This is a genomic window from Oceanobacillus halophilus (assembly GCF_003628505.1).
GTDB classification, from domain to species: Bacteria; Bacillota; Bacilli; order Bacillales; family Amphibacillaceae; genus Oceanobacillus; species Oceanobacillus halophilus.
In genome coordinates this window covers 37,412-58,162 of sequence record NZ_RBZP01000018.1, presented here as the reverse complement: position 1 = coordinate 58,162, position 20,751 = coordinate 37,412, and the positions used below count along the sequence as shown (strand labels likewise).

The window sequence follows — 20,751 nt, the reverse complement described above, 5'->3', positions numbered from 1 at the left end:
TACGGAAGGCTGATAAAAGCCTTCCTCTTTCATGTAATAGTCTATCAAATATCTTCAACGAAAAGGTTGGGACATTATGAAAGAGTTTATTTCAAAAGATGGAGCATGTACAAAATGAGCGGGGGTTATTTCTGAGAAGAATTTAGGCACCAACAACGTTCGGATTTTATTATATTCACCTTCTTTTGTCCTAGCCTCTTTGTTGGTGAAGTTTGCCTGTTATTTCGTACTTTATACAATATGCGAAATAAAGCTATGCTGAAAACAGCCATTTGTTTCATAGCTAAAAAATAGAATGGAAGTCATATAGATAAAGGGTGAAGAACATGGAATATGCGATTGAAATGTTAAATATAAGAAAAGAATTTCCCGGTATTGTTGCAAATGATAACATTACAATCCAACTGAAAAAAGGCGAGATTCATGCGCTACTAGGAGAAAATGGTGCAGGAAAATCTACCTTAATGAATGTATTGTTCGGACTATATCAACCCGAAAAAGGTAATATTCGTGTAAAAGGAAAAAACGTTAAAATAACGAATCCAAATATTGCAAACGATCTGGGCATTGGGATGGTTCATCAGCACTTTATGCTAGTAGAGCCGTTTACAGTAACACAAAATATCGTGTTAGGTAAGGAACCAACCAATAAATATGGAAAAATTGATATAACAAAGGCCAGAAAAGAGATTCAGGAATTATCTGATCGTTATGGATTAAAAGTAGACCCTGATTCTAAAATTAGTGATATATCTGTAGGGATGCAGCAACGTGTTGAAATACTGAAAACCCTCTATCGGGGTGCGGAAGTGTTAATATTTGATGAGCCTACAGCTGTTCTAACTCCACAAGAAATCAGTGAATTAATGGAAATTATGCGATCTCTGATTAAAGAAGGTAAATCTATTATTCTAATCACCCATAAATTGAAGGAGATTATGGAAGTTTGTGATAGATGTACGGTCATTCGTAAAGGGAAGGGCATTGGGACGGTAAATGTATCAGAAACGAATGCAATAGAACTTGCATCATTGATGGTTGGTCGTGAGGTCAATTTTAAAACAGAGAAAAAAGTAGCGCAACCAAGGAATAATGTTCTTGAAATTAAGAATTTATATGTCAAAGATAATAGAAAAGTAGACTTAGTCAAAGGGTTAGATTTGGATGTCAAAGCTGGGGAAATAGTTGGCATAGCAGGTGTGGATGGTAACGGTCAGTCAGAACTTATTGAGGCAATTACTGGATTAGCCAAGACTAGTTCGGGGTCTATTAAGATAAATAAGAAAGAGATCTCCAATCTTTCCCCAAGGAAAATAACAGAAAGTGGAATAGGTCATATCCCTCAGGATCGCCATAAATATGGCCTCGTCTTAGATTACTCTGTTGGTGAAAATATCGTCTTACAAACGTACTATAAGAAGCCTTATTCTAAAGCGAAAGTGTTAAATTATAAAGAAGTTTTTCGTAAAGCTGAGAAAATCGTTGAAGAATATGATGTTCGCACGCCAAGTGTGTATACAAAGGCTCGTGCCTTATCTGGTGGAAATCAGCAGAAAGCAATTATTGGACGAGAAGTAGATCGCTCCCCTGACTTGCTTATTGCTGCCCAACCAACTCGAGGGCTTGATGTCGGTGCAATAGAATTTATTCACAAGAAGCTAATTGAGGAACGGGATAAGGGAAGAGCAATTCTCTTAATATCCTTCGAACTGGATGAAATTATGAATGTTAGTGACAGGATTGCCGTAATGTTCGATGGGAAGATTGTGGCTACTCTAAAACCGGAAGAAACAAATGAACAAGAACTTGGGTTATTAATGGCTGGTAGCAGGGTGAAGGCAGGTGGAGTGAATAATGACTTCTAATAAGAAAATGTTTGGTATTTTAGTACCCATTATTTCGGTACTGTTGGGCCTGATTGCAGGTGCCATTATCATGTTAAGTTCTGGCCATAATCCAATAAAGGGCTATGCAGCATTGTGGAATGGTGCTTTTGGTGATTCGTATACGTTGGGAGAAACAATTAGGAGGACCACCCCATTAATTTTAACGGGGCTTGCTGTTGCATTTGCTTTTAAAACAGGTCTTTTTAATATTGGTGCAGAAGGTCAAGTTATTGTTGGATGGTTAGCAGCTGTGTGGGTAGGTTTAGTTATTGATGCCCCTATGATCATCCATTTACCTCTTGCTGTGTTAGCAGGGATAATTGCTGGTGGTATTTGGGGATTTTTGCCTGGTTTACTGAAAGCTAAAATTGGAGTTCACGAAGTAATTGTAACTATCATGATGAATTATATTGCACTATATTCAACAAATGAGATCATTAGAAGTGTCCTAACTGATCAAAAAACCACGAGTGAAACTATACCACAAACAGCGTCACTAGCATCAGCTTGGTTACAAAGTCTAACCTTTTACTCTAGACTTCATTACGGAATTCTAATTGCTTTGTTAGCTGCATTTATCATGTGGTTTATCATCGAACGAACCACGTATGGATATGAATTAAAAGCTGTAGGTTTTAATCAACATGCCTCTAACTATTCAGGAATGAACGTTAGTAAGAATATTATTCTGTCTATGGTTATTGCTGGTGCGTTTGCAGGGCTTGCTGGTGCAATGGAAGGTCTGGGTACGTATGGAAACATTTCGGTTATGTCAGGATATACGAATCTTGGATTTGATGGGATTGCAGTAGCATTACTTGGATCGAATAATGCATTTGGTGTGGTATTAGCTGCCATTTTATTTGGCGCATTAAAAGAAGGTGCAGGCGAAATGCCTACTGCAGCAGGAGTACCCACTGAATTGGTAGATATAATCATTGCTCTCATAATCTTTTTCGTTGCTTCTAGTTACATGATCCGCTGGGCAATACTTCGCTTTAAAAAGGAGGAAAACTAGATGTTTGATGCATTACAGTCCATTATTCCTACCGTTCTATTCTATTCCGCACCACTCATTTTAACAGCCTTAGGCGGAGTATTTAGCGAAAGGTCTGGTGTTGTAAATATAGGATTAGAAGGACTCATGGTGATGGGGGCTTTTATAGGTATTGTTTTTAACCTTACTTTTTCTGATGCTTTAGGTTCTTGGACACCTTGGATATCAATCGTAGTAGCAACCATCATTGGGGCGATCTTTTCCTTGATTCATGCAGTAGCGTCTATTTCCTTTAACGCAAATCAAGTTGTTAGTGGTGTTGCAATCAATATGCTTGCTGTAGGGATAGGCGTTTATCTTACAAAAGTTTGGTATGGCAAAGGACAAACCGATATGGTCGATCAACCATTTTATACGACAAGTATTCCTGTGTTGGCAGATATTCCAATCATTGGTCCCATATTTTTTGAAGGAATTTATATAACTTCTTATATTGCACTTATTTTAGCTTTTGTTGCTTGGTATATCCTTTATAAAACTCCATTTGGATTACGATTGAGAGCTGTTGGTGAGCATCCAATGGCAGCTGACACGAATGGAATTAAGGTATCTAGAATGCGTTATATTGCTGTTATTTTATCTGGAGCATTCGGTGGATTGGGTGGATCCGTATTCGCTCTGACCATCGTATCCAATTTTTCTGGTTCAACAATTGTCGGACAAGGATTTATGGCTTTAGCAGCTGTTATTTTTGGTAAATGGCATCCACTAGGTGCAATGGGAGCGGCATTGTTTTTCGGTTTCGCACAAAGTTTAAGTGTTGTCAGTGCGGGTATACCGCTATTAGAAAATATCCCACAGGTGTTCTTGTTAATTGCACCTTATGTTCTAACTATTCTTGCCTTAGCAGGATTTATTGGACGGGCAGAAGCTCCGAGAGCTAATGGAGAACCGTATATTAAAGGAAGCAGATAAATAATAATTTCAAAGTGTGAGAAAGGTTGAGATATGCACACATAAAAAACACACGAGATTTCAGGAAGAGAAACCTCGTGTGTTTTTATATTTTCGTTAGTCCTTTCATACCAGTATTACGAATATTAGTGTGCAAGAGGCGAAACATAAATTTAAGGACAACACGATGACAATACATTGATGTTAACCTGTGAATAAAAGCGAATCACCGCAAGCCAATTTAAATTATTCCTAGTAAACCATACACATTTGTCAGGTTGGAATGAGAAGTCCTAGTACGGCAAAAATGTTTAAAAAGCAAGGATTTCAAACGATATAAAATGTTAAAGGTGGCAAGAGTGCCGTGATGTAAGAAAGGAAGTCGAAAATGGTAAAACAAATAGCACCTGAAGAAGTAGCTAAACGTCTTCGAAATGGCGAAGATGTAACTATCGTTGATGTTCGTGAAAGTAGTGAAGTAGCGACAGGGAAAATTCCTGGTGCAAAGCATATACCTTTGGGTCAACTTGCATTAAGAAAGAGTGAGATTGACAAGGATCAAAGCTATATTATTACCTGCCAATCCGGCAATCGTAGTAAAGCTGCTTGTGGAATCCTAGAAGCATTGGGGTATAAGGTGGAGGATATGACAGGCGGTATGAACAACTGGACTGACAAAACCGAATAAGCAGCTTAAAGGAGATGAATCATTTGTTTCACTACACGATCGAGACGAAAAAATCAATTGTTGATGCGATACAATCATTGGAAGAGAATTTAAAAGAGGAAAAGTTTGGTGTGCAGTGGCAGTTTAATGTAAAAGAAACATTAGAGAATAAAGGCTATGAATTAGAAAAACCATTTACGGTATTAGAGGTATGTAATCCTCAAGAAGCACAAAACGTGTTATCCGCCAACCAACTTATCGGATATTTTCTTCCTTGTAAAATTGTCGTGTACGAAGACAATCAAGGGATAACCAAAATAGGTATGCCGAAGCCTAGTGCTCTCATTCAAATGGTTGAAGATGAGTCCTTACAGGAGGTTGCTACAGATATTGAAAACAGATTAATGGCTTGTATGGATAAGAGTAAGTAAACCAAATAAAGCAGTCCGAATTTAGAGGACTGATTTATAGAGAATAATATTTTATCAAAAGCTTTATAATGGTGGGGTATACATTAGAGCTTGTACAACAACTCCATGTTCTCATTGCACAATGCTCAAGGGATTTCTATCACAAAACTACATTACGTTTAAAGAAGAGAAGGGCGATATAAAGTCGTCCTTCTTTTATATACATTATTTTCTTTGCAGCCCACGTTCAAATGCAGTCAAATGATTAAGGGAGGCATCACGCAATTGTGTGAATACAGCTCTCACATCTGCTGGAATCTCAAGTGACATGAATTTATTATACATATCAATATTTTCAATTTCACCTTCTACTCCAATGGCATAAGCTTCTTTAACCGTTGCTGGTGTCGTAATAAATTCTTTAGAATTGTCCTCTGGTACTTCCACCTGATAGCGATCGAATAAAGGTAGCAATAAACGAATATGTCGAAGTTCGGCCTCCTGAATTCTAGCGAAAGTTCTTATATAGCCAAAATTCAGCAAAATATCATTATATCTTGATTGAGCCAGGAATTCGTCTTGCAAGGCATAGGTTAACATCTGTACTAAATGAAGAGAAGTTGCATTTAGGGCCCCTTTTGCCCCAAAGTTTCCAGCATTTTGTCTGGTTATGGTTGCTTTTTCATTAGTCATCAGGAAATAACTAAACCATCCTGCGTGATTTTGTTCATCGGCTGCTGCTCTTTTAAACATTTCTTTAATCATTGGATCCTGTATCTTATCAGCCATATCCAAGTAAAAATCTACATTTTCTTGTTCATCTATAAAAGAAGTTACCAAACCTTCTCTGTAAGTTTCTTTGCAATCCTCCGTTAGTTGTGGAGAAGGTTGTTGACCAGTGATATTTGTAAAAGTCGTTATAAATGCAGATAGATGCCTCCTTTCATCTTCTCTTATTTCTAAAATTTGCATCTTTACTTCTTCAGTTGGAGCTATTTGGGCTAATTTCTCATAACAATGTATGGCACTATATTCCCCATTAATCGCTTTTTCTAGATTACTGATTATCTCGTTGTTTAGTTGATAGATCTCTGGAGTAGTAAAATTACTTCCAAAGTTTCTTAAATACATAAAAATACCTCCCAATTAAACATAGTAATACATCCTATGCCTGAGGGTTGGGCTTAGGTACTGTATAAAAGAGCCCGATTAAGTATCCTGTGGCATGGTGATAAGAAGAGAATGATGTATGAAAGTATTGGATTAAGAGAGGATAAAAAATAAATGGGGGAATAAGGGGTACCATAATAAAATTGCCACCGGTGTCACAAAGATCACAAAATAATTTATGAAGAAGTGTTTTACGATGAAGGAAAATGGGAAGAACGAAAAACAAAAACAAATAACGACAGATTCTAAGTATATTCAACAACATATGGCAAATGAACGAACATTATTAGCGTGGATTAGAACAGGAATTGCCATTATTGGAGTGGGATTTCTTGTAACGAATTTACACTTCACCATGAAATCAAGCTTAACTAAATTAGGTGATATTTTAGCGAATATCATTGGAGTTGCTTCTGTCGTATTAGGAATAATTACTATCGTTGTTGCAATCATTACTTATATCCAGAAAGTCAATGCTATTAATAACCAAACCTTTCGAGCACCAAGACATACCATTATCTTACTGGGTATATTTGTGATTATAGCAGTTGTGTTTGGTATTTATTTTGCTATTCTGTAACACCACCCATCCTTGTATATTTTTTTATTAAAAATATACCTTTGTGCGTATTCTTGGTAAATTTTATCTAAATCGTTCCCAGCCTTTTCATCTTTTGTAAAAGATTGTTGCTTTTTAAAATGACTTTACCTGACATTTTGTATAGAATAGTGTAGCTCTTGATCATACGTATGATCGATTTGAGCGGATATTCACTCCGGCAGAACATATCGCTTTCCACGGTTACAGCCTTAGCCTCCTCGCGAAAAAACCATAACTGCGCCTGCGTCTATTAGTAACGCTCCGAAGTAGGTTTTCTCGGCACAAGGGCCAAAGATGCTTAATCAAGTAGCTTCCCTTGCTACGGGTTCTTCGGACACGTGCTCTTCCTGTAGGACAAGGAATGCTTGGTCAGCATTACATCGCACGAAGAAAATTCCCTTTTATTTTCGAGGAGTCTCCGTATTTGCCTCCGCTTTGATCGATGCTCAAGATATTTTTGAGGAAAAACATCATCTTGAAATTAGAACAGACAACATAGCGTAGTGTATTTCCGCAGCGGGGTTAAGCGCATTACATTGCTATGAATTCGAAATACTGGTTCATTATGAAAAGCTTTAGATGTACATGATTTATGATTTACGTTTCCAATTGAATAAAATGCTTTTCCGTGATAAGCTATAATTAACTTTTATGATTAGGAGGTGTGGGAAGATGTTGAATCAAGCTGTTTTAGTGCGCGGATTTTGGGTGGAATTCCTTTATTTATACCGTGCAAAATTTGCTGCTGTAGTTGTTAACGGGATAAGTGTGTCCTTTTTTAACAACTCTATAGCAATCTAAAACAGTGAAAACATCTCCTCACCCACATAATCAATGGACGGTTGAAAGGAGGGCATTTTCATGCTCTCCTTTTTTAACGGAATAGAACGGTGGAATAATCGTTCGATTAAAAGCCATGGGAAGATATGTCTTCTCATGGCTTTTTTTAATTTTCAGAAACTTGTAACAAAAAGAAAGAACGATTTTTAGAAGGAGGAATCATTATGATTATATGTAGCGTCAATAAAATAGCTAAGATGTATGGGGGAAACGCTATTTTTGAAAATATAACTTTGGAGTTAAAAGAAAAGGAACGAGTTGGTTTGGTAGGTCGAAATGGTAGTGGGAAGACGACGCTCGTTCGTTTACTGGCTGGAGAGGAAACGCCAGATGCAGGACAAATCCATTGGAAAAAGGGGGCTGCCATTGGTTATCTGACACAGATACCAGATTATCATGATTCACCCCCTACGAAGGATGTATTAAGAACGGCCTTTTCCTCATTACTGCAAATGGAAGAAAAAATGAAAAGAATAGAATATGAAATGGGGATAGAGAAGAACGCAGATAAACTTCCAAAACTCATCGACGAATATGGGAATTTACAGGACCAGTATGCAATAAAGGGTGGGTATGAAATAGAAGCGAATGTGGAAAAAATCGCTCATGGCCTAAATATTCCTCACTTATTGAATCAGCCATTCTCTCGATTAAGTGGAGGAGAAAAGACAAAGGTTGGACTGGGCCTCATGTTATTAAAAGAACCAGACCTGTTATTATTAGATGAACCAACCAACCATTTAGATTTAATGGCAGTCGAATGGCTAGGAAATTTTTTACGAGAATACCGTGGGACAGTTCTTGTCATTTCACACGACCGCTATTTTCTAGATGAAGTCGTTAACAAGGTGATTGACTTGGAAGACGGAGAAGTATCGGTATACCATACGAATTTTACCGGGTTCGTAAAAGAAAAAGAAGAAAAACTTCTAAGGGAATTTCAAGCTTACGAGGAACAGCAAAAGAAAATGAAAAAGATGAAGGAAGCGATTAAACGGTTAAGAGATTGGGCGAACAGAGCTAACCCACCCAATGCGGATCTTCATAGACGTGCAAGGAACATGGAAAGAGCCTTAGAGAGAATGGAAAAGATAAAACGACCGACTATCAATCGGAAGAAAATGAACTTAGAGATGGAGGCTACAGATCGAAGTGGGAAGGATGTTCTTATGCTTCGAGATGTCGCGAAAAGATTTGATGACAAGTTATTATTTGAGGATGTAACGATGCATGTTACTTATCAAGATCGAGCGGCGATTATAGGAGAAAACGGAACAGGGAAGTCCACCCTACTTAAGTTAATACTTCGTCAGATTAATCCAGATAAAGGAGAGGTGCGAATCGGTAGCAATGTAAAAATAGGATACCTATCTCAGAATATATTTTCAACGATAGAAGAGGAAACGGTGATTGAAACTTTCAGAGAGGAGGTCAATGTGACAGAAGGGGAGGCCAGACGTATTTTAGCAAGGTTTTTGTTTTATGGATATGCTGTTTTTCAAAAAGTCTCTCAGCTTAGTGGGGGTGAGAGGATGCGGTTACGTTTGGCTCAACTAATGTATCAAGATATTAATTTGCTTATCTTAGATGAACCAACCAACCATTTAGATATTGAGTCTAGAGAAGTATTGGAAGAAGCACTCGAAGATTTCGAGGGTAGCTTATTAGCGGTTTCTCATGACCGTTATTTTCTTAACAAGTTATTTGACAAGATTTATTGGATAGAAGAAAAGCAGATTCATTGTTTCGAGGGCGACTATACCTGGGCTAAAGGAAAAATGGCTGAATTAAGAGAAAGCGCCGTACCGTTAAGGACGGAGAAAAAGAAAGAAACGCCTCCGCGACCAAAGAAGGAGAACAATAAGCTTCTGGTCAATAAAAATTTGGAAAAGGATTTAGTTTCCTTGGAGGAAAGAATCGTGGAGTTAGATGAAAAGCTATTGGGAGTTCAGGACTTGGATTTACTGCAAGAATTATATAAGGAAAAAGAAGAATTAGAGCAGAAATGGGAAGAGCTTTGTGAGAGGTTAGAAAATGAATAGAAAGTAGGTTGATATCTTATGAAAAATGATTCTATTAATCAATTGTGGGAAGCGTATCAAAAAGTAAATCCAAACGCACCAAAGGATTATGAGGCATGGGCATTTGGTGACTCAAAGGAAATGGCGGATGAACTGGCAAAATTAGTTATAGAAGGAAGGAAAACAGCGACATCATCCAACTATACATTATATGAAGTTGGGCAAGACCATTTACCATATGCTGGCCTGGTTAATATTATTCTCGATGGAGAGGAGAATGCTGTTGCCATCGCAGAAACGACATCTGTAGAAATTGTTCCCTTCGATGAAGTGACAGCAGAACACGCGTATTTGGAAGGAGAAGGGGACCGTACATTGGAATATTGGCAGAACGTTCATGAAGAGTTTTTCAAAAAAGAATTAGAAACGATTAACCAAGATTTTAATTATAAAATCCCTGTGGTATGTGAGAGATTTAAAGTCGTTTATAAGAAGTAAGATGGAGGATTTTGAACAGAATATAGCCTGAAAATGGTCTGTCCCCTACTTCTCTAAATCAATAGGGAAGTAGGGGACCAATGTTTACTTGGGAATACGAAAAATCATATTGGTAATCGGATATAAAAATTTAACTCCTTTTTTCGTTAGCATATCTCCTATAATATGGGAAAGATAAGCTATGGTGGAAACAGTAGCCAGTCCTTCTACTTCCATATTATTTTCTAGCAACTGGGACATATACCACCAGTAAATCAATGCCCAAATCGTATGGCTCATTCCTCGATGAGCAAACCACCCGACAATCCCAATATATAAAGAAAACATTACCAGCCACGATATCTCATTCGTTATAGCATAATATAGAAGCAATAAACCTATCATACTCATTAAAATGTTTTTTAGCGTTTCCTGACTTCTAAGAGACAATCCTAAAATAACTGCTCCCCAGACAAATAGAAGAAGATTATCTTGTTGATCATCTAAGAAAGGAAAGAAGTCTATCTTTAAAAAGAAGGACATTAAAGACAGCGTGATCAATGCCATGGCAATAATCATTCCACTTTCTTTAATAAATTTTGCTGACTCTGTTATGCGTCTATTTAGTAAATTATTCGCATCTAAGTCAGGAGCAAGGGAAGCTACGGCTGATGTACCTAAGATAATAGGGAGCATTTCAGGGGAATGGTTAACGGAAGCCACTACTCCTATACCTACTCCTATTGCTAAATGCGTTCTTCCTTTCATGTTGTCACCTCTTTTGTTGCTAGTACTCTTTTCTATTAGGTTGGTCTACCTTCTTTCTTGCTATCAGTCTAAAATTATATCATGGATAGAAGAGGAATATGTTGGAAAAAAGAAAAGTGATGAAATATGAGTACATATATCTAGATGGACGTCTACAACTGGGAGGAGCGCCTATAAAAAGAGAGGAGCGCCTATAAAAAGTAGAGGAGCGCCTATAAAAAGTAGAGGAGCACCTATAAAACGGAAGGAGCGCCTATAAAAGGAGAGGAGCGCCTATAAAAAGGGAGGAGCGCCTATAAAAAGAGAGGAGCGCCTATAAAAAGGGAGGAGCGCCTATAAAAAGGGAGGAGCGCCTATAAAAAGGGAGGAGCGCCTATAAAAAGGAAGGAGCGCCTATAAAACGAGAGGAGCGCCTATAAAAAGAAAAGAGCCCCAGGGAGAACCCGCCCGTAAATTAGACGTTCTTTTTATTTCTCATTGCTTTTGGTATATACACGCAAAATGGTTCGCTTTCCATGTAATCTCCTGTTACTGCGTACGTTCTAGATCTTGAGCCGCCACATACGTGTCGGTATTCACAGACTCCGCACTTTCCTTTATACTTATCTGGATTGCGAATATCTTTCAAAATAGGAGATTCCCGGTAAATTTCTTTTAATGGCTGATTACGAACATTTCCTAATTTAATAGGAAGAAGACCACTAGGCATGACATCACCCGTATGCGAGATGAAAATAAAGCCGTTTCCGTCATTTACTCCTTTTGGTGCTCGACTTAATCCATCCACCTGTGATGCATGATCCGAAGTGATGGTATCTTCATAATGAATCGAGTCTTTGTCCAATTTGTGTTCTCTCACTTTTTCTTGCAGTACAACTCTGCGGTAATGTTGTGCAGCGGTGAGCTTAATATCATAGGAAGAGGTTTTGTTTAGGTTATATAACCAGCGAAACACTTTTTCATGTTCAACTGGTGTAATGCAAGCATCCAGTTGTCCTCTGCCAGTAGGTACCAAAAGGAAAATATACCACATGATAGCTCTCAACTCTTCTACTAATCTAGCCATTTGTTCTAAGTGATCGTAGTTATACCTGGAGATAACGGTGTTTATCTGCAGCGGCATACCGAGTTCATGAAGGTAGCTGATTTTTTCTAATGTTAAATCAAAGGATCCAGATGTACCTCGAAATTGATCATGAATTTTCGGGTTCGGACCATCCAGACTAAATGCCCAACGCGATAATCCGACTTTTTTGGCCATTTCCATTTTTTCTTTTGTGACATTATCTGTTGCACTTGGTGTAATGGAAACACGCATTCCTTTTTTCACCGCATAATCGGCTAGGTCATATAAATCTTCTCTCATCATGCAATCTCCGCCTGAAAAGACGAGCATCGGATTATTCATTTCATAAATTTGGTCAATTAGTTGGATGCCTTCTTCGTGCGTGAGTTCATCTGGATGAGGTTTCGTCTGTGCATCTGCTCGACAGTGCACACATCGAAGCTCACAAGCTCTTGTAACCTCCCATATCGCTATAAAAGGATTTTGGTTGAAATCAATGGTCTTACCAGAATGATGAGGATGTCCATTACTATGCATAGTACCACCTAATTTCTATGAGATTTGTCATACTGAAAGATTGTTGCATTATTGTGATGGAATGTCGTGTTTTGTATAAACTTCGCACTAACTAATGATGGAAGTGAGTGCATTAATACCGCTACGGATATACACTACGCTTTCCGCGGGCGGTTGTTGAGCCTCCTCGTGCTATCGCACTCCGGGGTCTCAACTAGGCCTCTCCTCCCGCAGGAGTCTCCGTGTATTTTCTTCGCTGTTTTTTGCTGTCCCACTTTTCATCTAAGTATTGCCAAAAATTCTAAGAAGCTAATAAAAACGTCCTTTACAAAGGTATTAGGCTATAGATTAATCAGAAAACCAACACTAGCGGAGGCAGAATACGGAGACTCCCGCGGAAAGCGAAGTATTCTGACGTAGCGAATATAAGCACTCTCAATCATTAGAACAAGCGAGAGCCAATAACAATGGAATTCTCACTACCTCGCAGTTTGTTGTTTTTACGAATGATGCGTGACTTTATGAGCTATAACTTAAAAATAGCAATTGCATCTGTTAAAGCGAGTAAGCTATTTTAAATCCCTGATGAGTAGCGTCGGCTAGGGAAGAGTAGCCTACTGCGTCGCCTATTACATATAGATTGTGTATGTAACCTTTTAGTTTGGATTCTAACGGGTTAGATGGCTCAACTCCCATGGCCATTACCACTTGGTCGGTTTCTATTTCTGATCGTTCTTGCGAATGTTTATCTTGTATAATGATAGAATTAGCGAGTATTTTCGATACTTCATGGTTAGTGACAATGTTCACATGTTTGTCCTCTAGTTTTTGCATCAGACGCGCTCTAGTTTGAGGACTTATTTTTCTTTTTGATCTTGTTGGCTGTTCAATCCAGGTGACATGGTTCCCTTGTTCAGCAAATCGTCGAGCAGTACTATGACAAATCATGCCACTACCTATTACGGTAATTCGCAGATTGTTAAATTCCTTTCTTTCTTGTCTAATGTCTTCATAAGACCATACATGAGGATGATGATGCCCTTGGATTTCTGGAATATAGGGCTTACTGCCAGTTGCTAGAATGACTGCGTATGGTTCAAGGTCTGTAATTTTTTCCACGGTTGCCTCAGTTTGGAGATGTATATTTACATTTAGACGTTCCATCTCATGTGCCAAGTATTCACAATACCAAGTCATTTTCTTTTTATAAACAGGGTCGGAGACTAATCGTAGTTGGCCACCTAACTGGTTTGTTTTTTCAAAGAGGCTGACATCATAACCTCTTAATGACAATACTCTTGCAGCTTCCATTCCGCCTGGACCACCACCAACAATGACCACATGGCGGTTTTCGTTAATTTTCTCAAAATCCGTATATTCTAGTTCATGCCCTGCTCGTGCATTAATCGAACATTCAAATTGTGATGAATAAGTACAATGAAGACAGGAAATGCACATTCTGATTTCTTTTTCACGGCCTTCTAATGCTTTGTTACTCCATTCAGGGTCAGCGATATGTGTTCGGCCCATTGCAACAAAATCTGCTTTTCCATCCGCAATAATGGAATCTACATACCCTGGTTCACGTATATTTCCTACTGCAATAACTGGTATTTGAACCACTTCTTTGATTGCTTCTGCTAGGTAAACGCGCCAGCCCTGCTCAAATAATGGGGACTCGATAACTTTATCGATAGAATTATAGTTTCCGGCACTGGCATGAATGGCATTCACACCGATTTTCTCCAGATAACGGCTAATTTCTTGGCTTTCTTCTACAGTTAATCCTTCTTGATCAAATTCATCTACACTAAGCCGTACTATGACAGTGAAGTGATCTCCGCAGGCTTGTTTGATTCCTTGGATGATTTCGGTTATAAAACGCATTCTATTTTCAAAGCTACCTCCAAATTCATCCTTTCGCAGATTCGTATGCGGGTTGAGAAACTGAGAAATTAAATAGCCGTGAGCACCATGTAGTTCTACACCGTCAGCTTGAGCGTTTTTACAACGGATGGCACCTTGAATAAATTGCTGAATGATGTTCTTCACTTCGGTGGTGGTTAATTCTCTTGGTTCTTCTCCAATTGCCGCACAGGTTACTGGGCTTGGTGCTACGATTTGTTTGCCATTTAATAAGGCAGAATTTGATTCTCGACCAGCGTGATGGAGCTGGACAAATAGTTTTGCATCGTGTTTATGTATTGCTTCTGATAATCGTTTAATACCTGGAATAAGGGCATCATCATCGATTCTTAGTTGATTAGGCGTCCCTTTTCCTAATTCGTAATCAATGGATGTGAATTCGGTAATCAGTAAACCTGTCCCTCCTTTGGCACGTTCTTCGTAATAACGGATGAGTTGCTCTGTTACCTCCCCTTCAGGAGAAGCAAGTCCTGTACCCATTCCCGGCATAACGACTCGATTTTTCACTAATAACCCACCAATTTTTCCTTCTTTGAAAACATGAGGAAAGCGCATACTTTTAACTCCTTCTTCATTTGTTGAGTTTTTCACAAGTATAAATATAAATAATGCACACTATTAATTATAATAGACCAAAGTGAAAAAAGCGATGGTAAAAAGTATAATAATTTTATAAAGGAGTCCAATTATAATCCACCAACAAATGTGGAATACTCTTGTTAGGACGACAGCAGTTATTTAGGAGGATCTTGATGGACGAACCAAAAAAAGAAAGTCAGCAGTTAAAGAAAATAAGTCCTTTCGAGTTAAAAGATGAACTCATTGATCTTGCACAGGGAAAAAAGAAAATGACAAGAACCATGCTAGATGCAGGTCGTGGTAATCCTAATTGGATTGCAGCAGCACCTCGAGAAGCCTTTTTCGCATTGGGGCAATTTGCGGTTACAGAATCTAGAAGAGTATGGGATGATGGTGATTTAGCTGGTATGCCAGTTCGGGAAGGAATGGCTCAGCGTTTTCAAAGCTTTGTTAAAGAAAATCAGCAAGTTCCTGGAATTCAATTGCTTGAGGAAATCGTGGATTACGGAATCCATAACAAACAGTTTGAGCCAGATGCATGGGTCTATGAACTAGTAGACGGAATAATAGGGGATAATTATCCTAATCCAGATCGCATGCTTATTAGGACAGAACAAGTGGTACGTGATTTTTTATCAAGAGAGTTGTACAGGCAAGATACATCAAGTGATACGTATGATTTATTTGCTGTTGAAGGCGCCACAGCAGCAATGTGCTATATTTTTGAAACGTTATACAAAAATCATTTACTACCACAAGGTTCGAAAATAGCGGTGATGGTTCCGATATTTCCTCCGTACATAGAGATTCCAGAACTCCCTAACCATGCTTATCATCTAGTGAAAATAAGGGCAACAGAAATAGACGAAGACGGACATCATACATGGCAATACCCAAAGGAGGAATTAGAAAAGTTAAGGGATGAGGAGATTAAAGCACTCTTCCTTGTTAACCCGAGTAATCCACCATCCGTTTCCATCAAAAAAGAATCCATCGAACAATTGATACAAGTTGTAAAACAAGATAATCCAAACCTTATGATTATTTCTGATGACGTGTATGGAACATTTGTAGAGGATTTTCGCTCGCTAATGGTAGAGTTACCTTACAATACCATTGGCGTCTATTCCTTTTCCAAATACTTTGGTGTGACGGGCTGGCGACTAGGAACGATTGCTATCAATCAGTCCAGTGTTTTTGATAAATTAGTAAAAGAATTACCGGTGGAAGAGAAAGATATTATTAATAAAAGGTATGCCTCTCTTACAGGAAATCCAGAGAATCTAAAGTTTATCGACCGAATTGTGGCAGATAGCAGGGATGTAGCGATGAACCACACGGCAGGTTTATCTACACCGCAGCAAGTACAAATGGCATTATTCTCGATTTTTGCCATGTTAGATTCTAATAACGAGTACAAACAAAAAACCAATGATATTTTACAACGTAGAATGCATTTATTGTACGAAGGTCTAGGGTTGCCGATGAAACGCTTACCTAACGACGCGGATTATTACACCGAAATCGATTTGGAAATCTGGTGTAAGCTTCATTATGAAGAAGGATTCATTGATTACCTTCAAAAGAATTATAAACCGATTGATATATTATATCGTCTGGCTGAGAAGTCATCCATCGTTTTATTAAGTGGTGAAGGATTTTTAGCACCTGAATGGTCGATTCGTGTATCTCTTGCTAATTTAGAGGATGAAGCTTACTCACGTATTGGGCAAGAATTAAAGAAAGTCCTTGAAGATTATGTAGTAGAGTGGAGAGAGGGAAGAGGATAGATTTCGAGCCTGTTCAAAACTAATGTTTACAGATAATGTTTTTAAAGATAACACTCGTAAATGTTGATATATCAATGTATACGAGTGTTTTTTGGGTAAAGTTGAATTAGAAAAAAATTGGTTTCATGTTTTAAGAATTTAAAAAATCCATGTGATAAACTTACTTATTTCAACATCAGATTTTGTTAACATATTCACAATTTATATGTTAGAAATAGAGGGAAGTAGAAATGTGATTTCGGTGTTATAGAGTGGAATGTTTTTAGTTTTTATCCACTATATTTATTGATGAAACGCTATATAACATAGTGTTTGCTTTTGTCAATGAAAATTTGATAAAGTAAGAGAGGATTTGAAAAGATTGTGAAATCATCAACAAACTATAGACTTATTATCCCATTTGTAATACAATTCATTGTGAAAACATTAACAAAGTTAAAGAGGAGGAAAATAGTATGACAAAAAGATGGTTAGTATTAGTTTTAGCTGCAATGGTTTCTTTATTTTTGATAACAGGTTGTGGCACTGAGGGAGAAGCAAGTGAATCAGATGCTGCAAATGATATAGAAGAAACAGAAAGCAACTCAGAAGAAACTTCCGAAGAAACAGGATCATATGAAGATGGAATTTATTATGCTGAAGAAGACGGTTTTGGTGATAGTGGTTGGAAATATATCGCTGTTTTAGAAGTTGAAGACGGAAAAATAGTTTCCGCTGACTGGAACGGTGCACACAAAGCTGGTGGAGATGACAAAGATACCGTATCAGCTAATGGCGAATATGGAATGGTTGAAAATGGAGATGCTCAAGCTGAATGGCATGAACAGGCTGAATTAGTAGAAGCATACCTAATTGAAACACAAGATCCAACTGCCATTGAGTACACAACTGATGAAGGACATACGGATGCAATCTCTGGTGTATCCATTCACGTAGTTGAGTTCTTTGACCTAGCTGAAAAAGCTTTAGCAAATGGCCCAGTAGAAAAAGGCCCTTATAAAGATGGAGCTTATTATGCAGAAGAAGATGAGTTTGGTGACAGTGGTTGGAAGTACACTGCTTCTCTAACTGTCGTTAATGGTAATATTGTGGCAGCTGACTGGAATGGTGTATTTGAAGATGGTGGAGATGACAAAGATACCGTATCAGCTAATGGAGAATACGGCATGGTTGAAAACGGAGGAGCTCAAGCTGAATGGCATGAACAGGCTGAATTAGCTGAAGCATACCTACTTGAAGTCCAAGATCCAACTGCAATCGAGTACACAAGTGAAGAAGGGCACACAGATGCAATTTCAGGTGTATCCATTCACGTAGTTGAGTTCTTTGATTTAGCAGAAAAAGCACTAGCTGAAGCAAAATAAGAAGTAGCATGTTTAGGGGAAGACCATCGAAAGGACACTTTTGGAGGGCTTCCCCTAATTACTTTACTAGAGTTTCCCGCAATTTTAGACCTTCGTTTATATGAAATAGTTTATGGTGCTTTGGTTATGTAATATGTGTATCTACTAAAAATGAAACGAGCAGACATTGTTTTTTCTAATGTTTGTTCGTTTTTTATTTGTCTTCTTTTAATGAAGGGATAGCTGTTCAACTACAATCTGGTTCTATGCTATATTTGTTATAGAAGAAGTGTATAAAGAAAGGATGGGAAAGAATGCAATCTTTACAAGGAAAAAAGGCAATAATTACAGGTGGTAGCAGGGGAATTGGACGGTCAACGGCTTTAGAACTTGCTAAAGAAGGAGTGGAGTTAGGTTTAATTGCGAGATCGGAAAACAGCTTTGGCATGATTCGTAAAGAATTAACGGAATTAGGTACAACCTTCGTAACGGCAGCGGCTGATGTATCAAATGAAACAGAGGTGAAAAGGGCTGTTGAGGAAATAGAAGGTGAGCTCGGTTCGATTGATATTCTTATCAATAACGCGGGAGTTGGAGCCTATGGATCTTTTTTGGATTTATCAACTGAGACATGGAAAAATCTGTTCGATACGAATGTGATGGGAATGGTTCATGTCACAAAAGCCGTCTTACCTGGCATGATAGAGAGAAATCAGGGCGATATTATCAACATTTCCTCTATGTCTGGTCTTAAAGGGACAAAAGGTTCCAGTGCATATAGTGCATCCAAATTTGCTGTAATTGGCATGAGCGAATCCTTGATGCAAGAGGTACGGCATCATAATATTCGAGTAAATGTTCTGACGCCAAGTCTTGTCGAAACAGACCTGACAAGGGAAAATGAGCAGCGAGATCCGGAAAGGTTTACACAACCAGAGGACCTGGCAGAGTATATGGTAAGTCTTCTAAAGCTGGAACAACGTACATTTATTAAGACTTCTGAAATTTGGGCAACTAATCCGTTTTAAGTTCGAAAAGGTGTTAGGGCCGGGGCATAAGAAAAGTGGTTAATTCTAATAATGATAAATGGCTATATATTCGTAGTTACGCTCAAATAAGGTTCGCATTATATTTCTTTTGGTGTCGTATTTTTCGTATAACCTAAGACATAACTATCATTGTGTGGAGTGTGAAATGTAATTGTGGGAGTGGAGAGTAAGGCCTTTATTCACAAGAGGTTGTTTTGTTTTCATAGATATCTTGGCGAGCTTCGTGGATATCCGCATCGTTCGAAGATATCCTGCTTGTTTTGGTAGATTTCAAATTGTTTTTTGTAGATATGATAGCTTGCTTCGTTGATATCTTGGTGAAGTTCGTCGATATCAACTCCATAGTTGATTTACCGCTCACATTTTGATGATATGACACCTAAAAGTACAGCTCTCTTTCTTAATAGGCTAGTCATTTACAGTGTGTAGACACAAAATCATTAATTTTTTCTATCAATTACAACATAATTAAAAGCACTAAAAATATGATTAAAGCTAGTTTTTCCTCCACCACTGAAATTAGGACTAGACTTCTCTTTTGATAGAATGATACAGTCTTTTTTAATAGTAGGTTCTTTTTGAGCGAGGGACTTTTTCGAATAAATGAGGGACAAGGAACCCCTTTGTCCCAGAAATGAGGGTGTGTATGCGTAAGTTTGGTGGTTCATTTTTGATATATTTTTGTGGGATTGTGGTGTTGACATTAGGAATTTCTCTCACCGTTCAATCTGAATTAGGTACTTCTCCGTTTGATGCTTTGCTTGTTGGGTTGTATCGGACGTTTGGATTAAGTATAGGGAGCTGGGAGATTGTTGTTGGGTCTACTATGGTTCTGCTTAATGCAATCGCATTAAAAGCCAGGCCTGAACTTTTGGCGATACTAACTTCCCTTATTACTGGAATGGGGATTGATACATGGCTTTTGATATTAGGGGGTTGGTTAATACCAAATCAGTTATTGGAACAAGTTATATTAGTATTACTAGGCATTCTTTTTACTGGAATTGGTATTGCGATTTATTTAGAATCCAGTTTTGCTCCAAATCCAATGGACCGTTCGATGGTTATTTTAACCGAAAAGACGGGATGGTCTTTTAGTAGGTCACGGGCAATCATTAGTATCATTTTAGTGATTATTGCTTTCTTCTTTAATGGTGCTATCGGTATTGGAACATTGCTAAATGCACTAATCACTGGGGTTATCATTCAGTGGATTCGGCCATATGTGTTAATGGTACTTCAAAAACGTTCCATGGAAAAAGAAAATATTAGTTAATAAATTCATTTTATATAGAAAGCTTAAGAAATCGATGAAAAAGACTGCGATACTCTTCATATAATGCTAGTTTAAAGGAGGGGTTGTTTAGCTGCTAGTCAGTATCACTAGGTCTAGTAAAGAAGGAGTTGATTCGTTTGTTAATCCTTGCTGAGATTTTACGTGCAATATCTATCCTAGTTTTATTAGTTAGTTCTTCTTTTTATTTTCGTTCTCTAGATAGAAAAAAGAAACAAAGTAAACTATCAACCTTTGAATTTACCATGTACATAATCATCCAAGTTGCTTATATACTCTTTACTATTAGTTTATTAGTTTTTATATTTTTTGATTAACTTTGAAGTGAAGAAGGTTTAAATACTAGGAGGATGATTTGGTGTTTAAAGAGTATCCTGAGATTCACATACAGAAATGA

At 37.9% G+C, this 20,751-nt stretch carries 17 protein-coding genes; 13 read left to right on the top strand and 4 right to left on the bottom strand.

Going from position 1 to position 20,751, the window contains the following annotated elements; genetic code table 11:
* The first annotated feature begins 326 nt into the window (after positions 1-326).
* The 5 genes from D8M06_RS16045 (at position 327) to D8M06_RS16025 (ending at position 4,935) form a co-directional block, all read left to right on the top strand.
* Positions 327-1,865: an ABC transporter ATP-binding protein gene (locus D8M06_RS16045; RefSeq protein ID WP_121205617.1), complete on the top strand. Its 1,539-nt coding sequence runs from the start codon at positions 327-329 to the stop codon at positions 1,863-1,865.
* Positions 1,855-2,904 (top strand): ABC transporter permease, encoded by a 1,050-nt coding sequence (locus D8M06_RS16040; RefSeq protein ID WP_121205616.1) that lies wholly within the window; start codon positions 1,855-1,857, stop codon positions 2,902-2,904. Before D8M06_RS16045 ends, D8M06_RS16040 begins: the two co-directional genes overlap by 11 nt.
* Positions 2,905-3,858 carry an ABC transporter permease gene (locus D8M06_RS16035; protein WP_121205615.1) on the top strand — a complete coding sequence of 318 codons (954 nt, stop codon included), beginning with the start codon at positions 2,905-2,907 and terminating at the stop codon, positions 3,856-3,858.
* A 367-nt stretch (positions 3,859-4,225) separates the two neighbouring features.
* Positions 4,226-4,525 (top strand): rhodanese-like domain-containing protein, encoded by a 300-nt coding sequence (locus tag D8M06_RS16030; RefSeq protein WP_121205614.1) that lies wholly within the window; start codon positions 4,226-4,228, stop codon positions 4,523-4,525.
* A gap of 23 nt (positions 4,526-4,548) precedes the next feature.
* Positions 4,549-4,935, top strand: a complete 387-nt coding sequence (locus D8M06_RS16025; protein ID WP_121205613.1) for a DUF302 domain-containing protein — start codon at positions 4,549-4,551, stop codon at positions 4,933-4,935.
* Positions 4,936-5,139: 204 nt separating this feature from the next.
* On the opposite strand, the gene D8M06_RS16020 is transcribed toward D8M06_RS16025, so the two are convergent.
* Entirely contained in the window at positions 5,140-6,045 is a 906-nt protein-coding gene (locus D8M06_RS16020; RefSeq protein ID WP_121205612.1) for a ferritin family protein, read from the bottom strand.
* Between the two features lie 235 nt (positions 6,046-6,280).
* Here D8M06_RS16020 and D8M06_RS16015 point away from each other — a divergent pair, with 235 nt between their 5' ends.
* The 4 genes from D8M06_RS16015 to D8M06_RS16005 all read left to right on the top strand — a co-directional run bounded on the left by D8M06_RS16015 (position 6,281) and on the right by D8M06_RS16005 (position 10,044).
* Positions 6,281-6,664 carry a YidH family protein gene (locus D8M06_RS16015; RefSeq protein WP_121205611.1) on the top strand — a complete coding sequence of 128 codons (384 nt, stop codon included), beginning with the start codon at positions 6,281-6,283 and terminating at the stop codon, positions 6,662-6,664.
* A 693-nt stretch (positions 6,665-7,357) separates the two neighbouring features.
* Positions 7,358-7,486, top strand: coding sequence for an RAxF-45 family protein (locus D8M06_RS20300; RefSeq protein WP_277749490.1), 129 nt, complete (start codon positions 7,358-7,360; stop codon positions 7,484-7,486).
* A 203-nt stretch (positions 7,487-7,689) separates the two neighbouring features.
* Positions 7,690-9,567, top strand: coding sequence for a ribosomal protection-like ABC-F family protein (gene abc-f / locus D8M06_RS16010; protein WP_121205610.1), 1,878 nt, complete (start codon positions 7,690-7,692; stop codon positions 9,565-9,567).
* Between the two features lie 18 nt (positions 9,568-9,585).
* Entirely contained in the window at positions 9,586-10,044 is a 459-nt protein-coding gene (locus D8M06_RS16005; protein WP_121205609.1) for an ASCH domain-containing protein, read from the top strand.
* Between the two features lie 84 nt (positions 10,045-10,128).
* On the opposite strand, the gene D8M06_RS16000 is transcribed toward D8M06_RS16005, so the two are convergent.
* The 3 genes from D8M06_RS16000 to D8M06_RS15990 all read right to left on the bottom strand — a co-directional run bounded on the left by D8M06_RS16000 (position 10,129) and on the right by D8M06_RS15990 (position 14,854).
* The gene (locus tag D8M06_RS16000; protein ID WP_121205608.1) at positions 10,129-10,791 is read right to left on the bottom strand and encodes a metal-dependent hydrolase; all 663 of its coding nucleotides are present in this window, start codon (positions 10,789-10,791) and stop codon (positions 10,129-10,131) included.
* Positions 10,792-11,245: 454 nt separating this feature from the next.
* Positions 11,246-12,394 carry a TIGR04053 family radical SAM/SPASM domain-containing protein gene (locus D8M06_RS15995; protein WP_121205607.1) on the bottom strand — a complete coding sequence of 383 codons (1,149 nt, stop codon included), beginning with the start codon at positions 12,392-12,394 and terminating at the stop codon, positions 11,246-11,248.
* A gap of 534 nt (positions 12,395-12,928) precedes the next feature.
* Complete coding sequence (locus tag D8M06_RS15990; RefSeq protein WP_121205606.1) at positions 12,929-14,854, bottom strand: oxidoreductase; 1,926 nt, start codon at positions 14,852-14,854, stop codon at positions 12,929-12,931.
* A 197-nt stretch (positions 14,855-15,051) separates the two neighbouring features.
* Here D8M06_RS15990 and aspD point away from each other — a divergent pair, with 197 nt between their 5' ends.
* The 4 genes from aspD to D8M06_RS15970 all read left to right on the top strand — a co-directional run bounded on the left by aspD (position 15,052) and on the right by D8M06_RS15970 (position 20,336).
* Positions 15,052-16,668, top strand: a complete 1,617-nt coding sequence (gene aspD / locus D8M06_RS15985; protein WP_121205605.1) for an aspartate 4-decarboxylase — start codon at positions 15,052-15,054, stop codon at positions 16,666-16,668.
* A gap of 455 nt (positions 16,669-17,123) precedes the next feature.
* Complete coding sequence (locus D8M06_RS15980) at positions 17,124-18,032, top strand: FMN-binding protein (protein WP_121205604.1); 909 nt, start codon at positions 17,124-17,126, stop codon at positions 18,030-18,032.
* Positions 18,033-18,325: 293 nt separating this feature from the next.
* On the top strand, positions 18,326-19,039 hold the full coding sequence (locus D8M06_RS15975; RefSeq protein WP_121205603.1) for a 3-ketoacyl-ACP reductase: 714 nt from the start codon (positions 18,326-18,328) through the stop codon (positions 19,037-19,039).
* 667 nt (positions 19,040-19,706) lie between these two features.
* Positions 19,707-20,336, top strand: a complete 630-nt coding sequence (locus D8M06_RS15970; protein ID WP_121205602.1) for a YczE/YyaS/YitT family protein — start codon at positions 19,707-19,709, stop codon at positions 20,334-20,336.
* The last annotated feature ends 415 nt before the right edge of the window (positions 20,337-20,751 follow it).